The organism is Nostoc sp. (genome assembly GCF_036917355.1).
Lineage (GTDB): Bacteria > Cyanobacteriota > Cyanobacteriia > Cyanobacteriales > Nostocaceae > Nostoc.
The window spans coordinates 1-21,969 of record NZ_JBALDP010000018.1 but is presented as its reverse complement, the minus strand read 5'-3'; the positions used below and the strand labels follow the sequence as shown (position 1 = coordinate 21,969).

Sequence of the window (21,969 nt, the reverse complement as noted above, 5' to 3'; positions counted from 1 at the left end):
AGCTAATGCGACTGCCAAGGTTAATCTTTGTTTTATTCGGTTGATGGTTAAGAGGCTTGCTGCACCTTCTTAGATGTCAAATGGGTTCTATAAGCAGAAAATTTTTAATAGATCGTGAGAAGCGATCGCCAAAGTGCGATCGCTTCCCCTTTTCATCCAAAAATGCAAACTTTTCCTACACTACATATCCCTTTTGTCAACTAGAAGCTTTTAAAGCCGCTTCTGCTTGGGAATGTAACAACAAACCGTATTCCAAGCCCTCTACCACCGCTTGATAGGAAGCCGCCAAAATATTGGTAGAAACCCCTACTGTTGTCCAGCGTTGACGACCATTACCTGATTCAACTAACACACGGGTTTTCGCCGCCGTGCCCGTATGTCCGTTGAGAATCCGCACTTTGTAATCTGTCAAATCAAAGGTTGCAATCTGAGGATAAAAGTTCACCAAAGCCTTACGTAAAGCTGCATCCAAAGCTGCAACGGGCCCGTTACCTTCCGCCGCCTCCAAAATATTTTTCCCGTCAACAGCGACTTTGACTGTAGCTAAGGCATTGCTAGTTTCTTTCCCTTCAATCAAGTCGCAGTGGACTTGAAAACCTTTGACTTCAAAAAACTTCTGGCGGCCTCCTAAAGCTTCGTGCATCAACAGTACAAAACTGGCCTCTGCTGCTTCAAATTGAAATCCTTCACTCTCCAAATCTTTGAGGCGCTGGAGAATTTCTCTAGCCTCTGCCTTTTGCTGATCCAATTCAATCCCAAAACTGCGGGCTTTGGCTAAAACATTGCTCAGTCCAGACTGTTCCGAAATCACGATGCGCCGACGATTCCCGACTTGTTCCGGCTGAATGTGTTCGTAAGTCAGGGGATTACGTTCCACTGCTGATACATGAATACCGCCCTTATGGGCAAAAGCCGAACGTCCCACAAAGGGAGCGTGTTCATCTGGTGCAAGGTTGACGACCTCACTCACAAAACGACTAGCTTCTGTAAGTTGTGTGAGCTGGTCTTCTGTGATACAACTGTAACCCGCCTTCAGTTGTAAATTGGGAATTAACGAACAGAGGTTAGCATTACCGCAACGTTCACCGTAACCATTAATTGTGCCCTGTACCATCTTTGCCCCTGCCATGACGGCGGCTATTGCATTAGCAACCGCCATTTCCGAATCGTTATGAGTATGAATTCCAATTTGGGGAAGTGTCCTTTGTCCTTTGTCCTTTGTCATTGGTTCTTGACAAATACTTCGACTTACCTCGACTTCGCTCGGCACAAGTCGCTCAGTACAAGTGACTAATGACAAATGACTAATAACATCTTGAACAATTTGGCTAATTTCGTGGGGTAAAGTGCCGCCATTGGTATCGCAGAGGACTAGCCATTCCGCACCAGAGGCGATCGCAGCCTCTAATGTCTGTAAAGCATAATCTCGATTGTGCTTATAGCCATCAAACCAATGTTCGGCATCGTAGATAATACGACGACCTTGAGAACGGAGGTACTCAATGGTGTCGCGAATCATCGCCAAATTTTCTTCTAATGTTGTCTTGAGTCCGGTTGTCACGTGTAAATCCCAAGATTTGCCAAAAATCGTTACCCAGCGAGTTCCTGCCGCCAAAATATCCTGTAGCATCGGTTCGGTGGCGGCAGTGGAGTTGGGGCGTCGAGTCGAGCAAAAAGCAACAATTTCAGCCTGTTTGAGCGGATCTTCTTGGAGTTGCCAGAAAAATTGTACATCCTTGGGATTGGCTCCAGGCCAACCACCTTCAATAAAGGGAATACCCAGTTGATCGAGTCTACGGGCAATGCGTAACTTATCTTCTATCGATACAGATAGCCCCTCGCGCTGAGTGCCATCCCGTAATGTAGTGTCATAGAGCCAAAGTTGAGGTGAAGAATTTGTGGTCATAAAACTGGGACCGACGAGACAACTTTCGAGGCAATGTGTCAATATACAACAAAAAGCCAGTTTGGCAATTTAAAAATGCCTAAAGTAATAGCTGAAGGTAAAACAATTGATTGCGAGCATGGAAGCAATCTCCGCAAGATTTTGCTGCAAAATGGTATTAACCTCTACAATGACGGTGCTAAGGTAATAAACTGTCGGGGCATTGGCAGTTGTGGTACCTGCGCGGTTAAGGTAGAGGGCAAAGTCTCAGCAGCGAACTGGCGCGATCGAACACGGCGTTCGCTTCCTCCCCATTCTCCTACAACAGACTTGCGTTTAGCCTGTCAAACTCAGGTTTTAGGCGACGTGAAAGTGACAAAGTTTGATGGATTTTGGGGACAAGGTTCTGGAATAGTGTGGACACCAAAAGGTTAAAAAGGAGTTAAGACAAGATGGGTAGATGGACACCCTTAATTTTAATGGCTGGCGGTTTAGCCATTCTGCTTGGTACATTACTAGGCATCAACTTTCCGATGGGCGTACAAACTGCTAACGCTCCTAGTGACAAGAAATCAGAAGTCCTGCCAGCTAATATCAATGTTAATAGCAGTGCTGGCAGCAAGAATGAAGAAACTGCAACAGAAGGAAATGAAACAACTGAAACAAACGAAAACAGGCGCGGTATTGTAGCCCCAAGACCTGACAACAGGAGTAATGTTGCCCAGAATTCTGGCGATGACTCAACTGACAGTACAACAGACAACAATACAGATTCTTCAGAAACAAGCACACCATCTAGCGATCCAAATCAAGGCAACGAACCAATTCGCGCCTTGTGGTAACGATCAGCTCCTTCTTCAGACCCGTCTTTAGTTACAAGTTATAAGTTATAAGTTATGAGTTATGAGTTATGAGTTATTAGTTATGTACTAATGATAAATGGCTAATGACAGATGACTAATGACTAATGACTAATGATTAGTGAGACTGTGATTATTGGTGGCGGCGTTATTGGTTTAGCGATCGCCATTGAACTAAAATTGCGCGGGACAAACGTCACCGTGCTTTGTCGTGACTTCCAGGCTGCCGCTACCCACGCCGCCGCCGGGATGTTGGCACCAGATGCGGAAAACATTGCTAATGGGGCAATGCGTTCCTTGTGTTGGCGATCGCGTGCCTTATATCCCGACTGGACGCGCAAATTAGAAGAACTGACCGGCTTAAATACTGGCTACCGTGCCTGTGGTATCCTTGCACCTGTTTTTGAAGAGGCAGGGGGGCAGGAGAGCAGGGGAGCAGGGGAGCAGAGGAGCAGAGGGGACAGTCTTTCCTCCTCATCCCCTTCATCTCCGGCTTACTGGTTAAACAAAGAGGCAATTCATCAATATCAGCCAGGATTGGGAGCCGAGGTAGTTGGTGGCTGGTGGTATCCTGAAGACGCCCAAGTTGATAATAAAGCTCTAGCTCACGTATTGCGGACGGCGGCTGAGTCTGTTGGTGTTGAACTCAGAGACGGCATTACAGTAGAAGCATTTTTACAGCAGCAGGCACAAGTAGTTGGCGTGCAAACCAATGCTGGAATAATTCGGGCCGCGCACTATGTTTTAGCTTCAGGTGCTTGGTCAAATGAATTGTTACCGCTACCTGTGCTACCTAGAAAAGGACAAATGCTGAGTGTGCGGATACCAGAAGTTTCGCCGGAATTGCCCTTGAAGCGGGTTTTGTTCGGGCAGGATATTTACATCGTACCAAGACGCGATCGCCTGGTTATTGGCGCAACCAGTGAAGATGTTGGCTTTATCCCCAACAACACCCCAGAAGGTATTCAAAAATTACTACAAGGTGCCATCCGCCTTTATCCCCAATTAAAGCATTATCCCATCCAGGAATTTTGGTGGGGATTTCGCCCAACCACCCCTGATGAATTACCCATCTTGGGCAACAGTCACTGTCAAAATTTAACCTTTGCTACGGGTCATTACCGCAACGGAATTCTACTTGCGCCCGTAACAGCCGCTTTGATTGCCGATTTAATCTTGGAACAAAAGTCTGACCCCCTACTTGCTGATTTTCACTATTCGCGTTTCCAGTCCCAGTCATCTACCTCCACCCCAATGCTGACTCACTCTGCCAATTTCTCTAACGGACATCACTCTGCTATATCTCCACTTCCCACAGACGCGATTAATCGCGTCTCTACCGATTCCCCACTGATTATCGCTGGCAAAACCTTCCAATCCCGATTGATGACGGGAACTGGTAAGTATCGCAGCATTGAGGAAATGCAGCAAAGCGTCGCCGCCAGCGATTGCCAGATTGTCACCGTAGCAGTCCGACGGGTACAAACCAAGGCTCCGGGACATGAAGGTTTAGCTGAAGCCTTGGATTGGACGAAAATCTGGATGTTACCTAATACCGCAGGTTGTCAAACTGCTGAAGAGGCGATTCGGGTGGCGCGTTTGGGGCGAGAAATGGCAAAATTGTTGGGGCAGGAAGATAATAACTTTATCAAGTTAGAAGTCATACCCGACCTTAAGTATTTACTCCCAGACCCAATTGGGACATTGCAAGCAGCAGAACAACTGGTTAAAGAAGGCTTTGCAGTATTACCCTATATCAATGCTGACCCGATGTTAGCCAAGCGTTTAGAAGAAGTAGGTTGTGCTACAGTCATGCCTTTGGCATCACCAATTGGTTCTGGACAAGGACTGAAAACAACTGCCAACATCCAAATAATCATCGAAAATGCAGGTGTGCCAGTAGTGGTAGATGCTGGTATTGGTTCACCATCAGAAGCCGCTCAGGCAATGGAATTGGGAGCAGATGCTTTGTTGATTAATAGTGCGATCGCTCTTTCTCCAAACCCAGCAGCAATGGCTCGTGCCATGAATTTAGCAACAGTCGCCGGTCGTCTAGCATATATTGCTGGCAGAATGCCTATTAAAGATTACGCCAGTCCTAGTTCACCTCTAACTGGGACGATTACTAGTTAGAAAATGGGGAATAGGGAATAGGGAATAGGGCATGGGGCATGGGGCATGGGGCATGGAAAATAGACAAGAGGTCTAATACCCAATCCCCAATGCCCCAAACCAAAATGTAACGATTTATCTAGCAGTTTAAGACCAGATTTAGCATTTATGTAACATTAAATTAACGATAAAGATAAAGGAATTCATTCATGCCCTATACCAATGAAGAAGGCGGTCTTCTAAATAATTTTGCTCGGGAACCAAAGGTTTATCAAGCAGAACCTCCCACAGAAGGGCAAAAGCGAACTTATCTCTTACTAGGAATCGCTGCTACAGCTTTGGTTGTCGGCTTGATTCTAGTCGCCTTCTTTGTTTCTAAGAGCAGTTGATCGTAAAACATTTTAAGAAAACTTCATCTTTTTTATAGTTTTTCAGGTTCCGATTTTAAGAGGGGCCTGCTTTTTTATTTTTTGTTAAAATTGAACTAGAAATCAAAGTATATAATTATACTTTATTGTTCCTACTATAATTGAAGGCTCAATATATTCCGAGCAGCACAACATCTACTTATTAAATTATTAAAAATCATTTTTATTATGACTTTAGTCCCACTGGATGCACCCAGAAAGGTGATATGTACTATGTTTTGGCTTTTTAGCCGCTATGAGCGTGAATGATACTGCACCCAACAATAATTCTACTTGGAATCGGCAAGTATACCACCGTCTGAAACTTGCCTTAAGTCTTGGCTTACGACGACAAATTCTTCTGGCAGTTTGTGACGATTTATACTTAAGAAATCAGATAGCAGCCCGTTTGCATTCTACATTGGCTTATCCTGTTGGACAGGTGCTATATCAATCATCAAATGCTCAGGAAAATAGCACTCCAGCTTATCCGCGATTAGTCACGTTGCGTTTGAATTTAAACGACCCGAACCCCATAATCCAGATTAATCAATGGTTGACTAATTATCCACCGCCAATTGTTGGGGTATCAAAAGATACCCCTGGAAGACCTTTTCCAGTACCAGCATTTCAGATTGTCGGCGTGGAGCATCTCACTAAGCAACCAGTGACGACACAACGGTTATTTTTGCACTATCTCCGCTTAAGCGAACAATATTTCTCTACACAAGAATCTAGCCGATTCCTGGACTCTAACTTGCTGTTGTGGATACCGCGTCCTTGGTTATCGGCTATCAAGCAATCAGCACCACAGTTTTGGCGTTGTCGTACTGGCGTATTTGTTTTTGCTGGAGAACCCACACCAGCAACTCAGAATTTGGGCTATCCAGAACGTTTTTCACGTTCTGGAAGCTTGGATTTAGAAAATATTGAGCAGTCGATTCTAGATGAATCAGTTAACCAAGCAGAACTCAGAACCGCAGCCACTGAGTTCAACTTTGAAAATAATTCCGATTTTCCAGTAGAGATACAAGGGAATCACCTACACAAAACTGAGGAAGTTTCATCATCAACAGCGGATTTATTGAAGGCTACGCCACAACAACAGGAATCTACGAATCGGTCTGGTAGTGGGAGTAATAATCAATCGCTGTCGTCTTTATCTTATATTAGCAGTGAGTTAACGGAGCTGGTAGCAGCAACAATCAATACAGGTATTGCCAAAAATACTGAGGATTCCTTACAACCACAGCAGATTTTATTGGAGATTGAAGAATTACACGAAAAGCAAGCTTCAGAAGAGATACTGGCAGAGGCTTATCATCGGTTGGGTACTTTATACCGTCTTCGCATTGAGCAAGGAGAGTCAACTCTAGAAAACCTGATGGTGGCAATTATTGCCTATCAAGAGGCAATTAGCTATGACGAAAGCTCACCGCAACTCCCAGATATTTTGAATGATTTGGGTACACTTTACTGGATGCTATACCGCACACCACCCAATTTAGAGGAGGGACAAACTTATATAGAGCAGGCAATAGAATTTTATCAGTTGGCGTTAAAGATAATTTCGCCCCAAACACATTCGGAAACTTACGCTCGCGTGCAAAATAATTTGGGGACAGCCTATGGTGATTTAGCTCGCTTCTCTCATCCATCTGAAAATTGGCAGCAAGCAGTTTTGGCTTACAGTGAAGCACTCAGCTACCGTACAGCGGATATGGATTCATTAAAGTATGCAGCTTGCCAGAATAATCTGGGTACTGCCTACTGGCATCTTGGGCAATACAACCAACCGATTGTGCATTTAAAGAAAGCGATCGCAGCTTACAATGAAGCACTTGCACACTACAACCCGGAAGAGGAACCACTGAAGTATGGGATGATTAAAAACAATATCGGTACTGCGTGTTGGAATCTGGCACAATACGAACAACCTGCCCAAAATCTCCTGCTAGCTATAAATGTTTATAACGAAGCTCTCAAGTATCGCACTCCAGCTAATGTTCCCAGTGCCTGCGCCGCTACACAAAATAATCTGGGTACTGCCTACTGGCATCTAGCAAACCTATCTGAGACTACTAAAGAGGCACGGCAAAAGTATCTGCAACTATGTATCAGCGCTTACGAAGAAGCTATAGCTTTGGCTCATTCCCTTAGCGGTACTTCTTTAAGTTTTGATTTGCTTGCCTCTCACAATAACCTGGGATTAGCACATTATCAGCTAGTAATAGATAAGTCTTTTAATGGCGACAAAGCAACACGCTCTCAACACTTAGAAGTAGCATTAGATAACCATTTACAAGCCTTAAACGGATTAAGTAAACAACCAGAGGCTTATCAAACAACCTTCGCTTATGTGGTGAAAACTATTCGTGCTTTTCATAATGAGTTGGGGATACAGGGGCAAAATCTGGCTTTATCTAAAGTTCCAAGCCAGTTGTTACCAGAGATTTTGTCAAAATTGTGAATCCCATTCCTCCCCATAGTGCGGAGAATGTCAAAAAACTGTAACTTCATATCAGCTTGACAATTATTGGGAAGTCAAGTAAGGTAGCGATGTTTACGATGGTCACTGAGCGACTGGTGAGCGGAGTCGAACCATGTCTAAGTGCGGGCTACGCCTACGTAATTACTAGACTTCTTGCATAAATCAAAAAAAGAACCCACTCCGCCTTTGACTTACGTCAAAGTCTCCACTCTTGCTGAGAGGTAGCGTGTTAGGGAAATTTTGCAATAAGTGTACTGTTTTACTAATTACAAACTAGGGAAATATATTTTAACAAACCATAATTTTAACTTAATAAATATAAATTATTCATTAAATTATTTTGAAACATACATAAAGATTTTATAAAAAATACAAGAAGACATTGGTGTATTTTCCGTAAATTTACTAAGGTAGACTGAATATCTACTTGAAAGAAGCTCCAGAATGAACGTTAAAACCTAGAATTATGAAACTAAGTTTTGTTTTGGCTACTGCTATATCTAGTTTTTTTGTGAGTTCGACCACAGGATTTGGTTTCTCTGGTCAAGCACAAGCTCTAACTTTTTCTGGCATCTCTAGTGCGACATGGGGAAATCCTACTCCAGGAATCAGCGATACTAATCCCATATATACAGGTGTGGGAAGTAACACATTTACTTGGGGTAAAGCTAATTTGCCGACAGGACTTCCAAATCAACTAACCTCTAATGGAACTTCATTTTCTGCGGAAATTAACTCTGTATTTAAAATAGCTGATTTAACTTACTTTAATGGAACGGTACGCACTGATTCAAGCGTTGAATTTGTACCTTTAAATCTCAATGTATCTTTCAGCCCACCTGTGGGAACCAGCCAAGTTTTTGACTTCAACTTGCGTTTAGTAAATACACTTAACGACCCAAAAGATCCTGAAAAGAGTGCAGACTTAGTATTTTTAGACACAAATTTGAGTAATCGCAGTTTCACCTTTGGAAGTAATAAATATACCCTTGAGTTAACCAGTTTTAATCCAGACCGTCGCCAGATAAGTATTAAGGCTCTTGAAGAAGCTACAACTACAACAGCTATTTATGCCAAAATCAAAACCATACCCGAACCTGAGTCAGTGTTGGGTGTATCCTTGCTAGGGATATACCTGATATCTCGTAAAAATTCTTGGAAAAGAAATACAGGGAATAGAGAATAGGAAATAGGGATATAGATATATACTGAGTTTTGTTCAAAAATTAAATAGGAGTGCTACATAACAATCCGATTTGATTTTTGAACTTATTTACGGGGACAGATAAGAGGCAACGGTCAAGAAGGCTCTTTGAATTGTACGGATTTTTTTCATGCAATCAAAAATTTGGGTGATAAAAAAATGTAGAGACGCGATTTGTTGCGTCTCTACAAGGGTTTACGGTTTTTTGATAGATGCGATGAATTACGTCTTTATGCAGGGTTAGGTTGGGTTCGGCTTTGAAGTAGCTGGATAATTGCAGCTTTTTCTAAGATTCCAACTAGGACGCCATTCTCACGAATCACGGGAAGGACGGATAGTTTTTGTTGTTCGAGTAACTGCATGACTTCCAGCAGAGGTTGATCTGATTGGACTGTGGTAGATTCGGTAATTGGTCGCATCACTTCTTTAACTTGAGTTTCTGACCACAGTGCTGTAGGGATGGTTCTTAAATTATCAATTGCGATCGCACCTACTAATTGTCCATCATCATCAGTCACTAAGAACCGATGCCAGTTTTGTCCGCTGATGACTCGCTCATCGGCAAACTCTCTCAAAGTAAGATTAGCAGATACAATCGGGCTGTCATGAGTTACAGCATCTTCGGCTGTCAAACCTGTAAGTTTTTCTTGGACTCTGGCAAATTGAGCCGAATTACCAGCATTTTGCAATAAGAAGAAGCCAATTAACAAATTCCAGAAGTTACCGGCGTTGCCAAATAATAGTAGGGGAACTACACCCGAAAGAATTGCTACCCAACCAAAGATTTGCCCGACTCGACTCGCAAAGGTTACACCTTTATAAGGATTACCTGTAATTTTCCAAACGATAGCTTTCAGTATATTTCCGCCATCTAAGGGCAAGCCAGGAATCAGGTTAAACAGGGCTAATGCCAAGTTAACAGAAGCTAAAACACCAAGGATTGCAGCTAACGGCCCTGATGCAGCAGTAGTAACACCAATTGCTGTAACGATACCGCATAGTAGTAAACTTACCATTGGCCCAGCGATCGCTACCCAAAAAGCTTCACCTGGAGTTTTTGACTCTTTTTCTAAGCTAGCCAACCCGCCAAATATAAACAGTGTGATGGATTTGACATCAATTCCCTGACCAATCGCAACAAAACTGTGGCCTAATTCATGGGCGACGACAGAGGCAAATAACATCAGCGCTGTCATCAATCCTAGTAGCAAAGCTAATCCCGAAGACAATTGGGGAAATTGCGCCGCCAGTCCACTGCTATAGCTCCAAGTTACCAAACCCAGAACTAAAAACCATGACGGATGGATATAGAAGGGAATTCCGAAGAGATTACCAACGCGAATTGTGCCATTCATGTCGTTCACCTTTGATTTCAGCTTCGAGAGGTTTGCTTTCTTCCTTCTCGATGTCTCTAGTGTAACGAAAGGTTAAGAGATTTTAATCTCGATAGCGGTAGTGGTGTCCGTCTGTAAAGGTGCGGTTATTGGGAATATTGGGATACATCTCAAGGAGGCAGGAGAAACCCACGCTTACAGCTATTTTCAGGTAAATAGACCACGCGGTAGGGGCGCAAGGCCTTGTGCCCCTACTCGGTTAAAGGGAAAAAGATAAGGGTAAAAGGAGTAGAAAGCTCGATATATAAGGTTTTTTCCCCTTTAACCTTTTCCCTTTCCCCCTGCCTCCTTACTACCTCTCGATCGCTACATCAGGCAGGCGACTCCACTCATTCCAAGAGCCATCGTAATTCCGAACATTCGGATAGCCTAATAAATACTTCAAGACAAACCAGGTATATCCAGAACGCCCACCGATTGCACAGTAGGGAAACACTTCCTTATCAGGCGTAATGCCGTTACTGTCATAAAGATTTTTTAATTCGTTGAATGATTTAAAAGTTCCATCCTCATTGAGAGTTAAGATATGCTCCAAATGCACTGCATCGGGAATATGTCCAGTCAGTTGACCTTCTTGTGGTGGCCGATCGAAAAACCACTCACCAGAGTATTCTTGCAGTGTTCGGACATCCAATAATATGCGATCGCTTCTACCTATGGATGCCTGAACTTCATTATGTAATACTCGCAGATGAGTATCAATATCTTTGGTATGGTAATCAGTAGAAGCAAACGTAGATAACTCAGTTGCTAGTGGACGACTTTCTGATTTCCATTTTTGGTAGCCGCCATTGAGAACTCGTACATTCTCATGTCCAAAGACTTTCAACAACCAGAAAATCCAGGCTCCCGTTCCTGGATAACTGCCATAAGCAATCACTGTGGTGTCATTGGTGATGCCTGAACGTGCCATTAGCTTTTCAAAAGCGATCGCATCCAAATTCATCTTCAAATCGGGCAAGAGTAAGTCTGTAAAGATGTTCCAGAAGACAGCACCAGGTATATGAGCATTTTTGTACGGCTCTGGACTCATATCCACTTCAATAATGCGGATGTTTGGATCGTTAAGATGATTTGCAAGCCACTGGGTATCAACAAGAACGGATGGATCGGCATATTGAGACACTTTTATTTCTCCTGTAATAGCGCGAAAAGAATTGAAACTTGTGTTTTCTCAACGATTTAGTCTTGGTTGTGGTTGGGAAATACGATGTGCGATGTCCGATGCACTAGGGTTGTGGAAATAGAGAATAAGGAAAAGCCGATCAGTGGGTGGAATACTGCTAAAGGCAAAAAATGCAAGTGAATTGTGAGAAATTGCAGTCCCAGCAGCACTGGCATACTTGCCGTAAGGTTTCGGATTCTTCGAGGAAAGGGAATTAAAAACACCCATATCAACAAAATTAGTGAGAGTCCGCCATATCCTCGCACGAGCCAAATATGTAGGTTCCACCAATCAGAGTTGTAAAAGTAAGCCAGTCCAACACTGAATATTTGGATTATTAAACAGAGATTGAAAAGCACTGTGGCGATCGAGAAACTGATTTGAATAGATATCTGTGTGTCATCAATGCCAGAATTTACAGTCATGTAAAGTAATTCCAAAAACCAAACAAAGGATTTGACTTGGTGTGACTAAAGCTAAGATAGGTCTGGTTGCGATACTGCGCCTAGACCTCGAACGAGTACACTTTGCAAATCATGGTTGCCTTACAAGCTCTATTTCATGGAATTGCTCAAGCTCAAGATGAACAGACTTTGCGATCGCACATATCCGCTCAAATGAGTGAGTATTTTTCAGCTACACGATGTGGGCTGTTTTTCTTTGCCCAAATTTCTTTAGTTGACAGCAAGATTCAAAAAGCACTGCAAATTGCATTATCACCTCAACACAATCCAGTTGCACGCTACTTGCTAGAACGCCATGCCCCTGTTCATGAAGCTTTGGTAGTAGAACCTAAAACATGGAAGTTGATTTGTCCTCGTGCCGATCACTGGCACGTTATGGCAGGGCCAATTGTCAACAATGGTGAGTTAGTGGGTGTGGTAGGTTTGACGCGTCAGCAAGGAATGCCTGCATTTGACTCACAAAATCTTACAGATTTGAGTGCGCTTTGCCTGCATATTTCTACTTGGGTAGCAATGGCGCAATTGCAACAACCACTATTACAGACAAAGCGTTTAACGCCTCGTGAAATGCAAATTGCTTCCTTGGTGGCTCAAGGACAAACTAATGCAGAAATTAGTGCTGAACTTTGGATTACTGAAAACTCTGTCAAGCAAGCTTTAAAAAGGATGTTTCGCAAGCTTGAAGTTTCATCTCGCGCTCACATGGTTGCAAAACTTTCCACAGTTTCAAAATAAATAACCTTTTAGTGCCTGATTAATCCTGGATTTCTCTGCTCCTGTCATCGAAGAAAGACAGGAGGCAGTGTTTCGACTCCCTTCGCTACGGGACGCTACGCCTAGCTTGCTTCCCCGGAAGGGTACGACTACGCTACTTCGACTACGCTCAGTACAAGTCAGGGCAATTCGTTCAACAACCAGGCATATGGTAACAGAGCGGCTTGCCCCCTGATAATCATTTCTAGCAAAATTTAAGTGAAACGTTATCAGGGGTGTATTTTCTGGCTTAGGCATCCACTTATGCTGAAATTTTCTCCATCTGCTGAGAAATTTTCTGCAACATCGGGGTAATTAGATCGGCAGGTACAGGACAACTGAAATAGTAACCCTGACCTTCATCACATCCCAACATTTTCAGGTAGTCAAGCTGTTCTTGGGTTTCCACACCCTCTGCCGTGATGTTCAACCGCAGGCTTTTTGCCAGGGCAATAATCGCATTCGTGACAGCAGCACTATCAGGATTGGACGTGAGATCCTGTACAAATGACCGATCGATCTTCAGCATATTCACGGGAAAGCGCTTCAAGTAGTTAAGGGAGGAATAACCAGTACCGAAGTCATCTAGAGCCAAGCATATACCCAGTTCTCGTAATTGTTTTAAGGTTTTAACCGATCGCTCCATATCAGCCATCAAGAAGCTTTCTGTCACTTCCAATTCCAGGTAAGATACTTGGAGTCCAGTCTCCTCAAGAATTTGGTTGATGACCTCAACCAGATACGGTTGTTCAAACTGTCGAGCTGACAGATTCACAGATATCCGAATTGGGGTAAATCCAGCAAGCTGCCAAGCACGGTTTTGGGTACAAGCAGTTCGCAAGACCCATTCGCCAATTGGTACGATCGCACCATTGGCTTCTGCAATGGGAATAAACTTGGCTGGAGAAACCAAACCTAATGTCGGATGCTGCCAGCGAACCAACGCTTCCATAGCTGTAATTTGTCCGCTGTGTAAATCAATCAGAGGTTGATAATAAACCAACATTTCATTGCGCTCAAGCGCCCCATGTAATTCATTTTCTAAAGTTATTCGCTCTTGCAACTGAGCATTAATTTCCGGTGAATAGAATTGGTATTGGCTACGCCCTTGTTGCTTTGCCTGGTACAGTGCGATATGAGCCTGTTGCAAAAGTTGATCTACGCTATTCTGCTCATTGATTCCATTAATTGTGATGCCGATGCTGGCGGTGATATGAATCAAATTACCCTCTATAGAAAAGGGTTTTTTCAGGGTATTTAATACCATCTGAGATAGCTTAATCACACTTTCAAAAGAAACAATATCTATGCGGCCAATGGCAAATTCATCTCCACTCAAATGGGTAATAATATCTGTTTGTGTCATGCAGAGTGATAACCTCTGAGCAACTGCTCTTAACAACAAATTTGTTGTTTCATGCTCCAAACCATGACTAATAGCAGTGAAATCATCAATAGCTAGTAAAAAGACGGCTACAAAGCGCTGGTTATTTTCAGGTTGAGATAGAGTCTGATGGAGGCGATCGCGGAATAAATCGCGATTGGGTAATCCAGTTAGATCGTCATAATTACTGATGTAGTGAATTAACTCATCTAATTTGTGAAGAGTTTGTGAGGTATCTGCCATCAATGTACCGACTTCATCAGTAAATTCTGTGGGCAATTCAGGTAAGGTTTTGGTGTTTAGATAATTTTGCAATGCCGCAGATGTAAAAATAACCGGTTTGAGGAGGTGGTGTATTGCGTAGAGGGTGACGGCTGTACCCGCTAAAGTAGCCAACAGAGCAGTAAGCATAACTTGGATCGCCATCTCTAAGGAATAGGAGTTTGAGATAACGAAACTCAAGAGTAAGCTTAGAAGTGGTATGTGAGTACCCAAAAATGCCACCAACATGATCTTAGCGGTGTAACTTTTTTTGAGTAATGGAAAGCTAGCTAGGAACGAGTATAGATTGAGCTTCATAAATTCTGTTCGATAGTTGGTAAATTAGTTCCGAGCTATTCTGGCAAAATGGTATTTTGGATTTACAATTCAGTGCAATTAGCTCTCATGGAACCCAACCCTGATAAGGTTATATATTATGGTTCCCGATCTAGGTTTCTATTAATATGTTTGACTATAAAGTTTATGTAAAACTTATCCATAAGCAATTTCACAATAAATACCTACATCATGTTGATTTTTATTATTTTGTCTTCAGATGATGTCAGAGTAAAAAAATATATAAATTCGATTTTATTATTAGTGAAAAATTATTTTTCTAACTAACGGCAGAGACGCAGAGAATGCAAAGAGAGTAAAGAAATATTTTCAAAAATAATTTAGAATTACTATATTTTGTAAGGGCATAGCCAAACTGTGTCCCTACCGATGATTATTTACCTAAAAATTGCTGTAAAGACGTAATAGATTATTTATTGCTAGAGCCTGAAAAAAGCAGATTTGTAACTTGCTCTAGCACCCTTAATGCTGTTAATGAACCCCGAATCAACCGAATAGCGGCAAAGGGTTGTCGAAGCATGGCGATCGCTAACGGAAACGAGTTGAGAGAGCCATCAGAGTTAATTGCTGGTGTGAGATCGGGGATATTATACTGACAATCGTCGCTAACTACTCGCAGCATTGCCACGGACACTCCAGCCGCCTTGAAAAATTCTAAAGCGGTAAATCCTTCCATATCAACAACATCAGCCGCCAAAGTCTCACCTAAATGACGTTTTTCGGATGCAGACCAAATTAGGCGATCGCTTGTCAGTGACTTGACTAAAGATACTTTTTCTGATAAAGAAGAGTGCAATTGTACTGTAAAAGTGCGATCGCATTCTTGCTGTTTCCCCTGATAAATACAATTTTGATACAGCACAAGATCGCCAACTGTATAGCGATCGCTCAAGCTACCACATATACCCATAATTAACACTCTGGATTTTGGAGTCAGAAATTGTCCTTGTTGCAGGTATTTGAGTAAAGGCTTCATCCCAACAGGTATGGGTACTACCTTTGGGATGGAGGCAGTAATGCCGCTTAATCCACGACACACAGCTTTGTATTCTGCTCCTTGAGGTACCAGAATTGTGTTGATGGGTAAAAAATTAGGCACTAGCTGTCTCGATAGTTTTAAATTTTAACAGTCAATATGTAGTAACCAAAATTAGCAAACCGAAGATGATTGCTGTAGCATGACTAAATAATTGTGTCATCCACACGATAATTTTCCAAGATGGTAAAGCTTCATAACTCCAAATCCGCACGAGAACTCTTCAATATTTCCAAATTGGCGATTCAATTTTCGTGGCTGACGGTGAGTTTTTGGATTGCCGTAACGGTAGCTGGTGTTCTAGCTTTCAGTTCCCTTAAGTATGCCTTGTTTCCAGATATTACCTTTCCAGTGGTGGTTGTAAATGCTACAGCTCCCCTGAAAACTGCCTTGGATACAGAAGCGAAGCTCACCAAACCCCTAGAAGAACGCCTCCGCTCTCTTGAAGGACTAGAGGATATCCGCTCATCCACCTATCCTAGTCAAACAGCTGTCATCCTTTCTTTTGCCGTTGGGACAAATTTAGAAACATCGACCAAAAAGGTTGAAACTGCCCTCAAGCAGTTGACTCTACCTCAAGGAGCAACTGACAAAATCATTCCTCTGAATTTAAACGAGTCAGCCGCCATTAGCTATGCCATAGAGAGTCCCACGCGGAATCTCAAAGATTTGACGAAGTTGGCGCAAGATGAGATTGTCAGTGCGATCGCTAAATTACCAGGAGTTCTCAAAGTTTCACTACTAGGCGCTGCTACGGCAACTCCTCCGGTAAATCCAGTGAATGCGAGTGCAACGGCTCTCCCCCAAGGTGGGGCGACATTAGTCCGGTTTAACGATCAAGATGCACTCGCATTTCAGGTAATCAAACGCGGTAGTGCAAACACCTTGGAAGTCGTGAGTCAAGTTGAGAAAGAAGTTCAAAGGCTACGCTCAACCCTTAAAGATGTCAAACTCACCTTAGCTGCCACCCAAGCAGAATATATCCGCCAAGCCACCCAGTCAACAATCGATGCTTTGCTGGAAGCAGTTTTGTTGTCAATAGTGGTAATTTTTCCTTTTTTATGGAATTGGCGGGCAACTCTGATCTCTGCCTTGGCGATTCCTACATCTTTATTGGCGACATTTATCGTCATGGCGATTTTTGGCTTCAACCTGGAAACAATCACCCTGCTGGCTTTAGCTTTGGTGATTGGTAGCATTGTTGATGATGCGATCGTGGATGTGGAAAACATCATGCGACACGTTGAAGATGGGGAAACTCCTCGCCAAGCAGCGCTTTTAGCGACAAATGAGATTGGGTTGACAGTTACCGCCGCCACTTTGACAGCAGTAGCAGTTTTTCTACCCATAGGTTTAATGGGTGGGGTAATCGGTCAGTTCTTCAAGCCTTTTGGTATAACTGTTTCAGCCGCGATGCTTGCTTCTATGCTAGTTGCTCGGACTTTATCTCCAGTTCTGGCTATCTACTGGCTGAAACCTAAATCCTCGCTTTCCCCGCGTCGAGAAGCAAAAATCTGGGTGGCGTTTACCCAATCTTACGGAAATTTATTAAGTTGGTCTTTAAATCACCGGAAGATAGTTATCGGGTTAGCTGTCTTCAGCTTCATCGCAGGTATAGTGCTGATTCCACTAATTCCCAAAGGATTTATTCCCAAACTCGATCGCGGCGAATTTAATATTGCTTATACGGCTCCTTTGCCGAGTATTCCTAGTGGAGGAGAGGGGCAGGGGGGCAGAGGGGCAGCACTTCGGCTACGCTCTGTTACCGAGGGGCAGGGGAGCAGCACTTCGGCTACGCTCAGTGACCGGGGGGCAGGGGAGCAGGGGAGAAATCCTAGTCTCCAGTCCCCAATTCCTAACCCCTTGAACGATTCTCTTGAGGTTGCAAAGAAATTAGAAAATGTAGTCAGAAAATCACTGGCAGTTGAAACGGTATTTACCACTGTTGGTTCTCGTGAGGGTGAACCGAATAAAGGGATACTATATGTAAAGTTAAAGGGCGATCGCACAATCACAACAGGCGAACTACAGGATCAGTTGCGCTCCTCCTTACCTGTTCTTTCTGGGGTAACTACTAGTATTGAAGATATTCAATTTGTCGATTCTGGCGGTCAAAAACCTCTGCAAATAGCATTACAAGGTGATAATCTCCAAGCTTTGAGCAAAGCAGTCAAAGCCATTAAAGAAAGGATTCAAAGGCTACCAGGATTCGCTGATGTTACAGTTACAGGTGCAACGAATCCACAGGGCACGGTTTTTCAGATCGAGCGTCTGAATAATCAGCGGGTGGCCTACATCAGTGCTAATCTTGGCAAGGATCTGTCTTTGGGTGATGCCACTGACAAAGTGGTAGCTGAAGCAAACGCGGTGTTACCCTCTAATGTTTCTTTAAATTTAGGAGGAGACTCTGCCCGTCAAGGTGAAGTATTTAGCAGTTTCGGCAGTACTTTAGCTCTATCTGCTTTGTGTATTGTTGTGGTACTAATTTTACTATTCAAAAGCTGGGTAGACCCTTTAGTTATTGGTGTCTCTTTGCCTTTAGCATTAGTGGGGGCGATGTTGGCGCTACTAATCACCAAGAGCGACTTTGGCATGATCTCATTGATCGGTTTCGTCTTTTTATTAGGGCTGGCAAATAAAAATGCGATTTTGCTTGTAGATTACATCAATCAGTTACGCAATGCTGGCTTAGACCGTACAGAGGCGATTCTCAACACCGGACTAGTGCGCCTCAGACCAATTATGATGACCACAGCCTCCACTATTTTAGGGATGTTACCGATCGCTTTAGGTTTCGGTGCTGGTTCCGAATTGCGATCGCCGATGGCTGTAGCGATCGCAGGTGGACTAGTAACTTCAACTATTCTCAGTTTGATTGTTGTGCCAGTAGTCTACACCATTTTGGATGATTGGTTTCCCCGGTTTAAGAAGGGGAGTAGCACTTCGGCTTCGCTCAGTGACCGGGGAGCAGGGGAGCAGGGAGGAAGTTGATGCAGGTTTTTATCACGGGGGGAACGGGTTTTATTGGCGCTCATTTGGTACGGTTGCTCCTACAAGAAGGATATGTCGTCAAAGCACTGGTACGCTCAACCAGCAATTTGGAGAATATACGCGGTTTAGAGGTGGAAGTTGTCAAAGGTGATTTGAACGATCCAAATCTCTGGCAACAAATGGCAGGTTGTCAATACCTATTTCATGTCGCAGCTCATTATTCCCTCTGGCAAACAGACCGTGAATTACTTCACCGTCACAATGTTCTGGGTACGCGCAATGTATTGGCAGCAGCTCGCAAAGCTAACATTGAGCGCACCGTCTACACAAGTTCAGTGGCAGCGATTGGGGTAGGATCGTCAGGGGAAGTTGTCGATGAAACACATCAGAGTCCCTTAGAAAAGTTGGTGGGTGACTACAAAAAGTCTAAGTTTCTGGCTGAACAAGAAGCTATGCAAGCCGTTGCCACAGGTCAGGAGGTAGTTATTGTCAATCCCAGCAGTCCAATTGGCTCGTTGGATATCAAACCTACCCCGACGGGTGATATAATTTTACGGTTTTTGCGACGGCAAATGCCTTTTTACTTGGATACTGGTCTAAATTTTATCGACGTGCGGGATGTGGCATGGGGGCATTTACTGGCTTTGCAGCGGGGTAAATCTGGCGATCGCTATATCTTAGGTCATCAAAACCTCAGTCTCAAGCAACTACTCGAACAACTCGCCGATATCACAGGTCTGAGCGCACCACAACAAACAGTACCCGCTTGGTTGCCTCTGAGTGTTGCCTGGGTTGATGAAAAGATTCTCGCACCACTAGGTAAATCGCCCTCGGTACCATTAGATGGCGTTCGGATGGCGAAACAACCTATGTATTACAATGCTTCAAAGGCTGTACGAGAATTGGGTCTACCCCAATCTTCGCTGAACGTCGCACTAAAAGATGCTGTGGATTGGTTTGTTGCTCAGGGATATGTCAACCCCTCTGGGAAATTCAAAATTCAAAATTCAAAATTTAAGACCCCATAGATAAATCTTGGGGTTGAGAAAGTGGTGTATTTATCTTTAAAAGAGGAGCGATCGCAACAATGGCAGTTAATCTACAACAAGCTATGGATATTGGGAAGTATCTTGTTACTCAGCGTTTGAAAGGACGCAAACGCTTCCCCTTAGTGTTGATGTTGGAACCTCTTTTTCGGTGTAATCTCGCTTGTACTGGTTGTGGTAAAATCCAACATCCAAAGGAAATATTAAAGCAAAATCTCACCCCAGAACAGTGTTTCGCCGCTGTGGAAGAGTGTGGCGCACCAGTTGTCTCAATTCCTGGTGGAGAACCTCTGCTGCACCCCCAAATTGATGAGATTGTCCAGGGATTAATTGAGCGCAAGAAATATATTTACTTGTGTACCAATGGTTTGTTATTAGAAAAGAGCCTGGATAAGTTTCAACCTTCCCCTTATCTAACTTTCAGCGTGCATTTAGATGGAATGCGGGAATTACACGATCAATGCGTAGATCGTAAAGGTGTTTTTGATATTGCTGTCAAAGCCATTCGCGCCGCTAAAGCTAAAGGCTTTCGTGTAACGACTAACACCACTATCTTTGAAGGTACTGAACCTAAAGATATGCAAGAGTTCTTCAACTTTCTGGAAACACTAAATACTGACGGGATGATGATTTCTCCCGGCTACAGTTACGAGTGGGCACCAGATCAAGATCATTTTCTCCATCGCGAACAAACCCGCGCCCTCTTCCGAGAAATTCTGGCTCCCTACAAAAGTGGTGAAAAAAACTGGAACTTCAATCACAATCCGTTGTTCCTAGATTTTCTCACTGGTGAGAAGGACTACGAATGCACACCTTGGGGTAGCCCTAGTTATAGCGTTCTCGGTTGGCAAAAACCTTGCTATCTGCTGAATGAAGGTTATTATTCTACCTTCAAGGAATTACTAGCCCAAACTGACTGGAGTCAATACGGCCAGAAGAGTGGTAATCCCAAATGTGCCGATTGTATGGTTCACTGCGGCTACGAACCCACCGCCGCAATGGATGCAATGCAACCGCAAAATATGGCGCGTGCCCTTGGCAGTGTGTTTGGTAGAAACTAGTAGTCTGTCCCAAAAGTTTTGAGAGGTTAGTGCTGTTCAGATCCCCGACTTCTTTAATAAGTCGGGGATCTAGCTAGCTCCTCAATGGAACAACATCCAGTGAGAGTAAAAAGAGGATGCTTATTTAGAGATATTGCGATCGACTTCTACGGAAATAATCAGGGTAAATACTCATGCCATTTGTATCTGTTCGTGACCTGCAAATGTATTATGAGATTCGTGGCACTGGTCAACGCCTACTGAGTATCAGTGGTACTGGAGGAGATTTGCAGCGATCGCCGACTATTTTTGACTCACCACTAGCCCCACACTTTGAAATTCTAGCCTACGATCAGCGTGGTCTGGGTCAAACCTCAAAACCTAATATTCCATACACTATAACAGATTACGCCGCTGATGCAGACTCTTTGTTAAATGCAGTCGGGTGGGAGAACGCTTATGTCATCGGAATTTCCTTTGGGGGTATGGTAGCCCAAGAATTGGCACTGCGCTATCCGCACCGCGTTAAACGTCTTGTTTTGGCTTGTACCAGTAGTGGCGGTGCTGGTGGATCGTCATATCCACTACATGAACTCGCGAACCTTCCGAGCGAAGAACTAGCTCATCGGCAAATCACAATTGCTGATACCCGTTGGCAAGAGGAAGCTTGGCTCTCTAGGCGAACTACACAATTTCAGGAATTAGTGAAGCTGACACTAGCAGTTTCTCAAGCGGGTATAGACGAACCAAGTCGTGAAGTTGGGCGTCGTCGACAGCTTGAGGCTCGTGCTGCTCACGATACATATAATCGACTTTCTCAACTGTATATTCCTGTCTATCTCTGCGGCGGTCATCACGATGGTATATCTCCTCCTGCCAATCTTGAGGCAATGCACAAACAGATACCAGGTTCGTATTTAGAGTTCTTTAAGGGTGGTCATGGCTTTCTTTACCAAGACCCCCAAGCATTCAAGCGCGTTATTGCCTTTCTCCAAAATAAATTCGAGTAATTTTACATAAGACATATAGAACCCATTTGACATCTAAGAAGGTGCAGCAAGCCTCTTAACCATCAACCGAATAAAACAAAGATTAACCTTGGCAGTCGCATTAGCTAAA

At 43.6% G+C, this 21,969-nt stretch carries 17 protein-coding genes; 11 read left to right on the top strand and 6 right to left on the bottom strand.

Annotated elements, in window-relative coordinates:
• Positions 1-196 precede the first annotated feature (196 nt).
• Positions 197-1,906, bottom strand: a complete 1,710-nt coding sequence (gene cimA / locus V7K53_RS05230) for a citramalate synthase (protein WP_335196567.1) — start codon at positions 1,904-1,906, stop codon at positions 197-199.
• 75 nt (positions 1,907-1,981) lie between these two features.
• Between cimA and V7K53_RS05225 the strand changes: the two genes are divergently transcribed.
• From V7K53_RS05225 to V7K53_RS05200, 6 genes are all read left to right on the top strand, one after another.
• Positions 1,982-2,320: a 2Fe-2S iron-sulfur cluster-binding protein gene (locus V7K53_RS05225; RefSeq protein WP_335196566.1), complete on the top strand. Its 339-nt coding sequence runs from the start codon at positions 1,982-1,984 to the stop codon at positions 2,318-2,320.
• A 17-nt stretch (positions 2,321-2,337) separates the two neighbouring features.
• Entirely contained in the window at positions 2,338-2,727 is a 390-nt protein-coding gene (locus V7K53_RS05220; protein WP_335196565.1) for a hypothetical protein, read from the top strand.
• 132 nt (positions 2,728-2,859) lie between these two features.
• Positions 2,860-4,878, top strand: a complete 2,019-nt coding sequence (thiO, locus tag V7K53_RS05215; RefSeq protein WP_335196564.1) for a glycine oxidase ThiO — start codon at positions 2,860-2,862, stop codon at positions 4,876-4,878.
• 188 nt (positions 4,879-5,066) lie between these two features.
• Complete coding sequence (psb34, locus tag V7K53_RS05210) at positions 5,067-5,246, top strand: photosystem II assembly protein Psb34 (protein WP_335196563.1); 180 nt, start codon at positions 5,067-5,069, stop codon at positions 5,244-5,246.
• Between the two features lie 274 nt (positions 5,247-5,520).
• Positions 5,521-7,734: a tetratricopeptide repeat protein gene (locus V7K53_RS05205; protein WP_335196562.1), complete on the top strand. Its 2,214-nt coding sequence runs from the start codon at positions 5,521-5,523 to the stop codon at positions 7,732-7,734.
• A 487-nt stretch (positions 7,735-8,221) separates the two neighbouring features.
• Positions 8,222-8,941 carry a choice-of-anchor K domain-containing protein gene (locus V7K53_RS05200; protein WP_335196561.1) on the top strand — a complete coding sequence of 240 codons (720 nt, stop codon included), beginning with the start codon at positions 8,222-8,224 and terminating at the stop codon, positions 8,939-8,941.
• Between the two features lie 248 nt (positions 8,942-9,189).
• On the opposite strand, the gene V7K53_RS05195 is transcribed toward V7K53_RS05200, so the two are convergent.
• From V7K53_RS05195 to V7K53_RS05185, 3 genes are all read right to left on the bottom strand, one after another.
• On the bottom strand, positions 9,190-10,314 hold the full coding sequence (locus V7K53_RS05195; protein WP_335196560.1) for a site-2 protease family protein: 1,125 nt from the start codon (positions 10,312-10,314) through the stop codon (positions 9,190-9,192).
• A 331-nt stretch (positions 10,315-10,645) separates the two neighbouring features.
• Positions 10,646-11,479: a sulfurtransferase gene (locus tag V7K53_RS05190; protein ID WP_335196559.1), complete on the bottom strand. Its 834-nt coding sequence runs from the start codon at positions 11,477-11,479 to the stop codon at positions 10,646-10,648.
• A gap of 56 nt (positions 11,480-11,535) precedes the next feature.
• The gene (locus V7K53_RS05185) at positions 11,536-11,943 is read right to left on the bottom strand and encodes a DUF6220 domain-containing protein (RefSeq protein WP_335196558.1); all 408 of its coding nucleotides are present in this window, start codon (positions 11,941-11,943) and stop codon (positions 11,536-11,538) included.
• 111 nt (positions 11,944-12,054) lie between these two features.
• On the opposite strand from V7K53_RS05185, the gene V7K53_RS05180 reads away from it, so the two are divergent.
• Positions 12,055-12,717, top strand: coding sequence for a LuxR C-terminal-related transcriptional regulator (locus V7K53_RS05180; protein ID WP_335196557.1), 663 nt, complete (start codon positions 12,055-12,057; stop codon positions 12,715-12,717).
• A gap of 280 nt (positions 12,718-12,997) precedes the next feature.
• Here the strand turns inward: V7K53_RS05180 and V7K53_RS05175 are convergent, their stop codons facing one another.
• Both V7K53_RS05175 and V7K53_RS05170 read right to left on the bottom strand, forming a co-directional pair.
• Positions 12,998-14,698 (bottom strand): putative bifunctional diguanylate cyclase/phosphodiesterase, encoded by a 1,701-nt coding sequence (locus tag V7K53_RS05175; protein WP_335196556.1) that lies wholly within the window; start codon positions 14,696-14,698, stop codon positions 12,998-13,000.
• A gap of 448 nt (positions 14,699-15,146) precedes the next feature.
• Positions 15,147-15,836 carry a 5'-methylthioadenosine/S-adenosylhomocysteine nucleosidase family protein gene (locus V7K53_RS05170; protein WP_335196555.1) on the bottom strand — a complete coding sequence of 230 codons (690 nt, stop codon included), beginning with the start codon at positions 15,834-15,836 and terminating at the stop codon, positions 15,147-15,149.
• 120 nt (positions 15,837-15,956) lie between these two features.
• On the opposite strand from V7K53_RS05170, the gene V7K53_RS05165 reads away from it, so the two are divergent.
• The 4 genes from V7K53_RS05165 to V7K53_RS05150 all read left to right on the top strand — a co-directional run bounded on the left by V7K53_RS05165 (position 15,957) and on the right by V7K53_RS05150 (position 21,860).
• The gene (locus V7K53_RS05165) at positions 15,957-18,764 is read left to right on the top strand and encodes an efflux RND transporter permease subunit (protein WP_335196554.1); all 2,808 of its coding nucleotides are present in this window, start codon (positions 15,957-15,959) and stop codon (positions 18,762-18,764) included.
• Complete coding sequence (gene hpnA / locus V7K53_RS05160; protein WP_335196553.1) at positions 18,764-19,792, top strand: hopanoid-associated sugar epimerase; 1,029 nt, start codon at positions 18,764-18,766, stop codon at positions 19,790-19,792. The genes V7K53_RS05165 and hpnA overlap by 1 nt, the downstream gene beginning before the upstream one ends.
• Positions 19,793-19,851: 59 nt before the next feature.
• On the top strand, positions 19,852-20,871 hold the full coding sequence (gene hpnH, locus V7K53_RS05155) for an adenosyl-hopene transferase HpnH (protein WP_094349680.1): 1,020 nt from the start codon (positions 19,852-19,854) through the stop codon (positions 20,869-20,871).
• Between the two features lie 173 nt (positions 20,872-21,044).
• Positions 21,045-21,860 carry an alpha/beta fold hydrolase gene (locus tag V7K53_RS05150; RefSeq protein ID WP_335196552.1) on the top strand — a complete coding sequence of 272 codons (816 nt, stop codon included), beginning with the start codon at positions 21,045-21,047 and terminating at the stop codon, positions 21,858-21,860.
• Positions 21,861-21,969 lie beyond the last annotated feature (109 nt).

Excerpts from the sequence above, each read along its gene's own strand:
- V7K53_RS05150 (WP_335196552.1), top strand. The coding sequence starts at position 21,045 with ATGCCATTTGTATCTGTTCGTGACCTGCAAATGTATTATGAGATTCGT.
- hpnA (WP_335196553.1), top strand. The coding sequence starts at position 18,764 with ATGCAGGTTTTTATCACGGGGGGAACGGGTTTTATTGGCGCTCATTTG.
- V7K53_RS05195 (WP_335196560.1), bottom strand. The coding sequence starts at position 10,314 with ATGAATGGCACAATTCGCGTTGGTAATCTCTTCGGAATTCCCTTCTAT.
- psb34 (WP_335196563.1), top strand. The coding sequence starts at position 5,067 with ATGCCCTATACCAATGAAGAAGGCGGTCTTCTAAATAATTTTGCTCGG.
- cimA (WP_335196567.1), bottom strand. The coding sequence starts at position 1,906 with ATGACCACAAATTCTTCACCTCAACTTTGGCTCTATGACACTACATTA.
- V7K53_RS05220 (WP_335196565.1), top strand. The coding sequence starts at position 2,338 with ATGGGTAGATGGACACCCTTAATTTTAATGGCTGGCGGTTTAGCCATT.
- V7K53_RS05200 (WP_335196561.1), top strand. The coding sequence starts at position 8,222 with ATGAAACTAAGTTTTGTTTTGGCTACTGCTATATCTAGTTTTTTTGTG.
- hpnH (WP_094349680.1), top strand. The coding sequence starts at position 19,852 with ATGGCAGTTAATCTACAACAAGCTATGGATATTGGGAAGTATCTTGTT.
- V7K53_RS05180 (WP_335196557.1), top strand. The coding sequence starts at position 12,055 with ATGGTTGCCTTACAAGCTCTATTTCATGGAATTGCTCAAGCTCAAGAT.
- V7K53_RS05175 (WP_335196556.1), bottom strand. The coding sequence starts at position 14,698 with ATGAAGCTCAATCTATACTCGTTCCTAGCTAGCTTTCCATTACTCAAA.
- V7K53_RS05185 (WP_335196558.1), bottom strand. The coding sequence starts at position 11,943 with ATGACTGTAAATTCTGGCATTGATGACACACAGATATCTATTCAAATC.
- V7K53_RS05225 (WP_335196566.1), top strand. The coding sequence starts at position 1,982 with ATGCCTAAAGTAATAGCTGAAGGTAAAACAATTGATTGCGAGCATGGA.
- V7K53_RS05205 (WP_335196562.1), top strand. The coding sequence starts at position 5,521 with ATGAGCGTGAATGATACTGCACCCAACAATAATTCTACTTGGAATCGG.
- thiO (WP_335196564.1), top strand. The coding sequence starts at position 2,860 with ATGATTAGTGAGACTGTGATTATTGGTGGCGGCGTTATTGGTTTAGCG.
- V7K53_RS05165 (WP_335196554.1), top strand. The coding sequence starts at position 15,957 with ATGGTAAAGCTTCATAACTCCAAATCCGCACGAGAACTCTTCAATATT.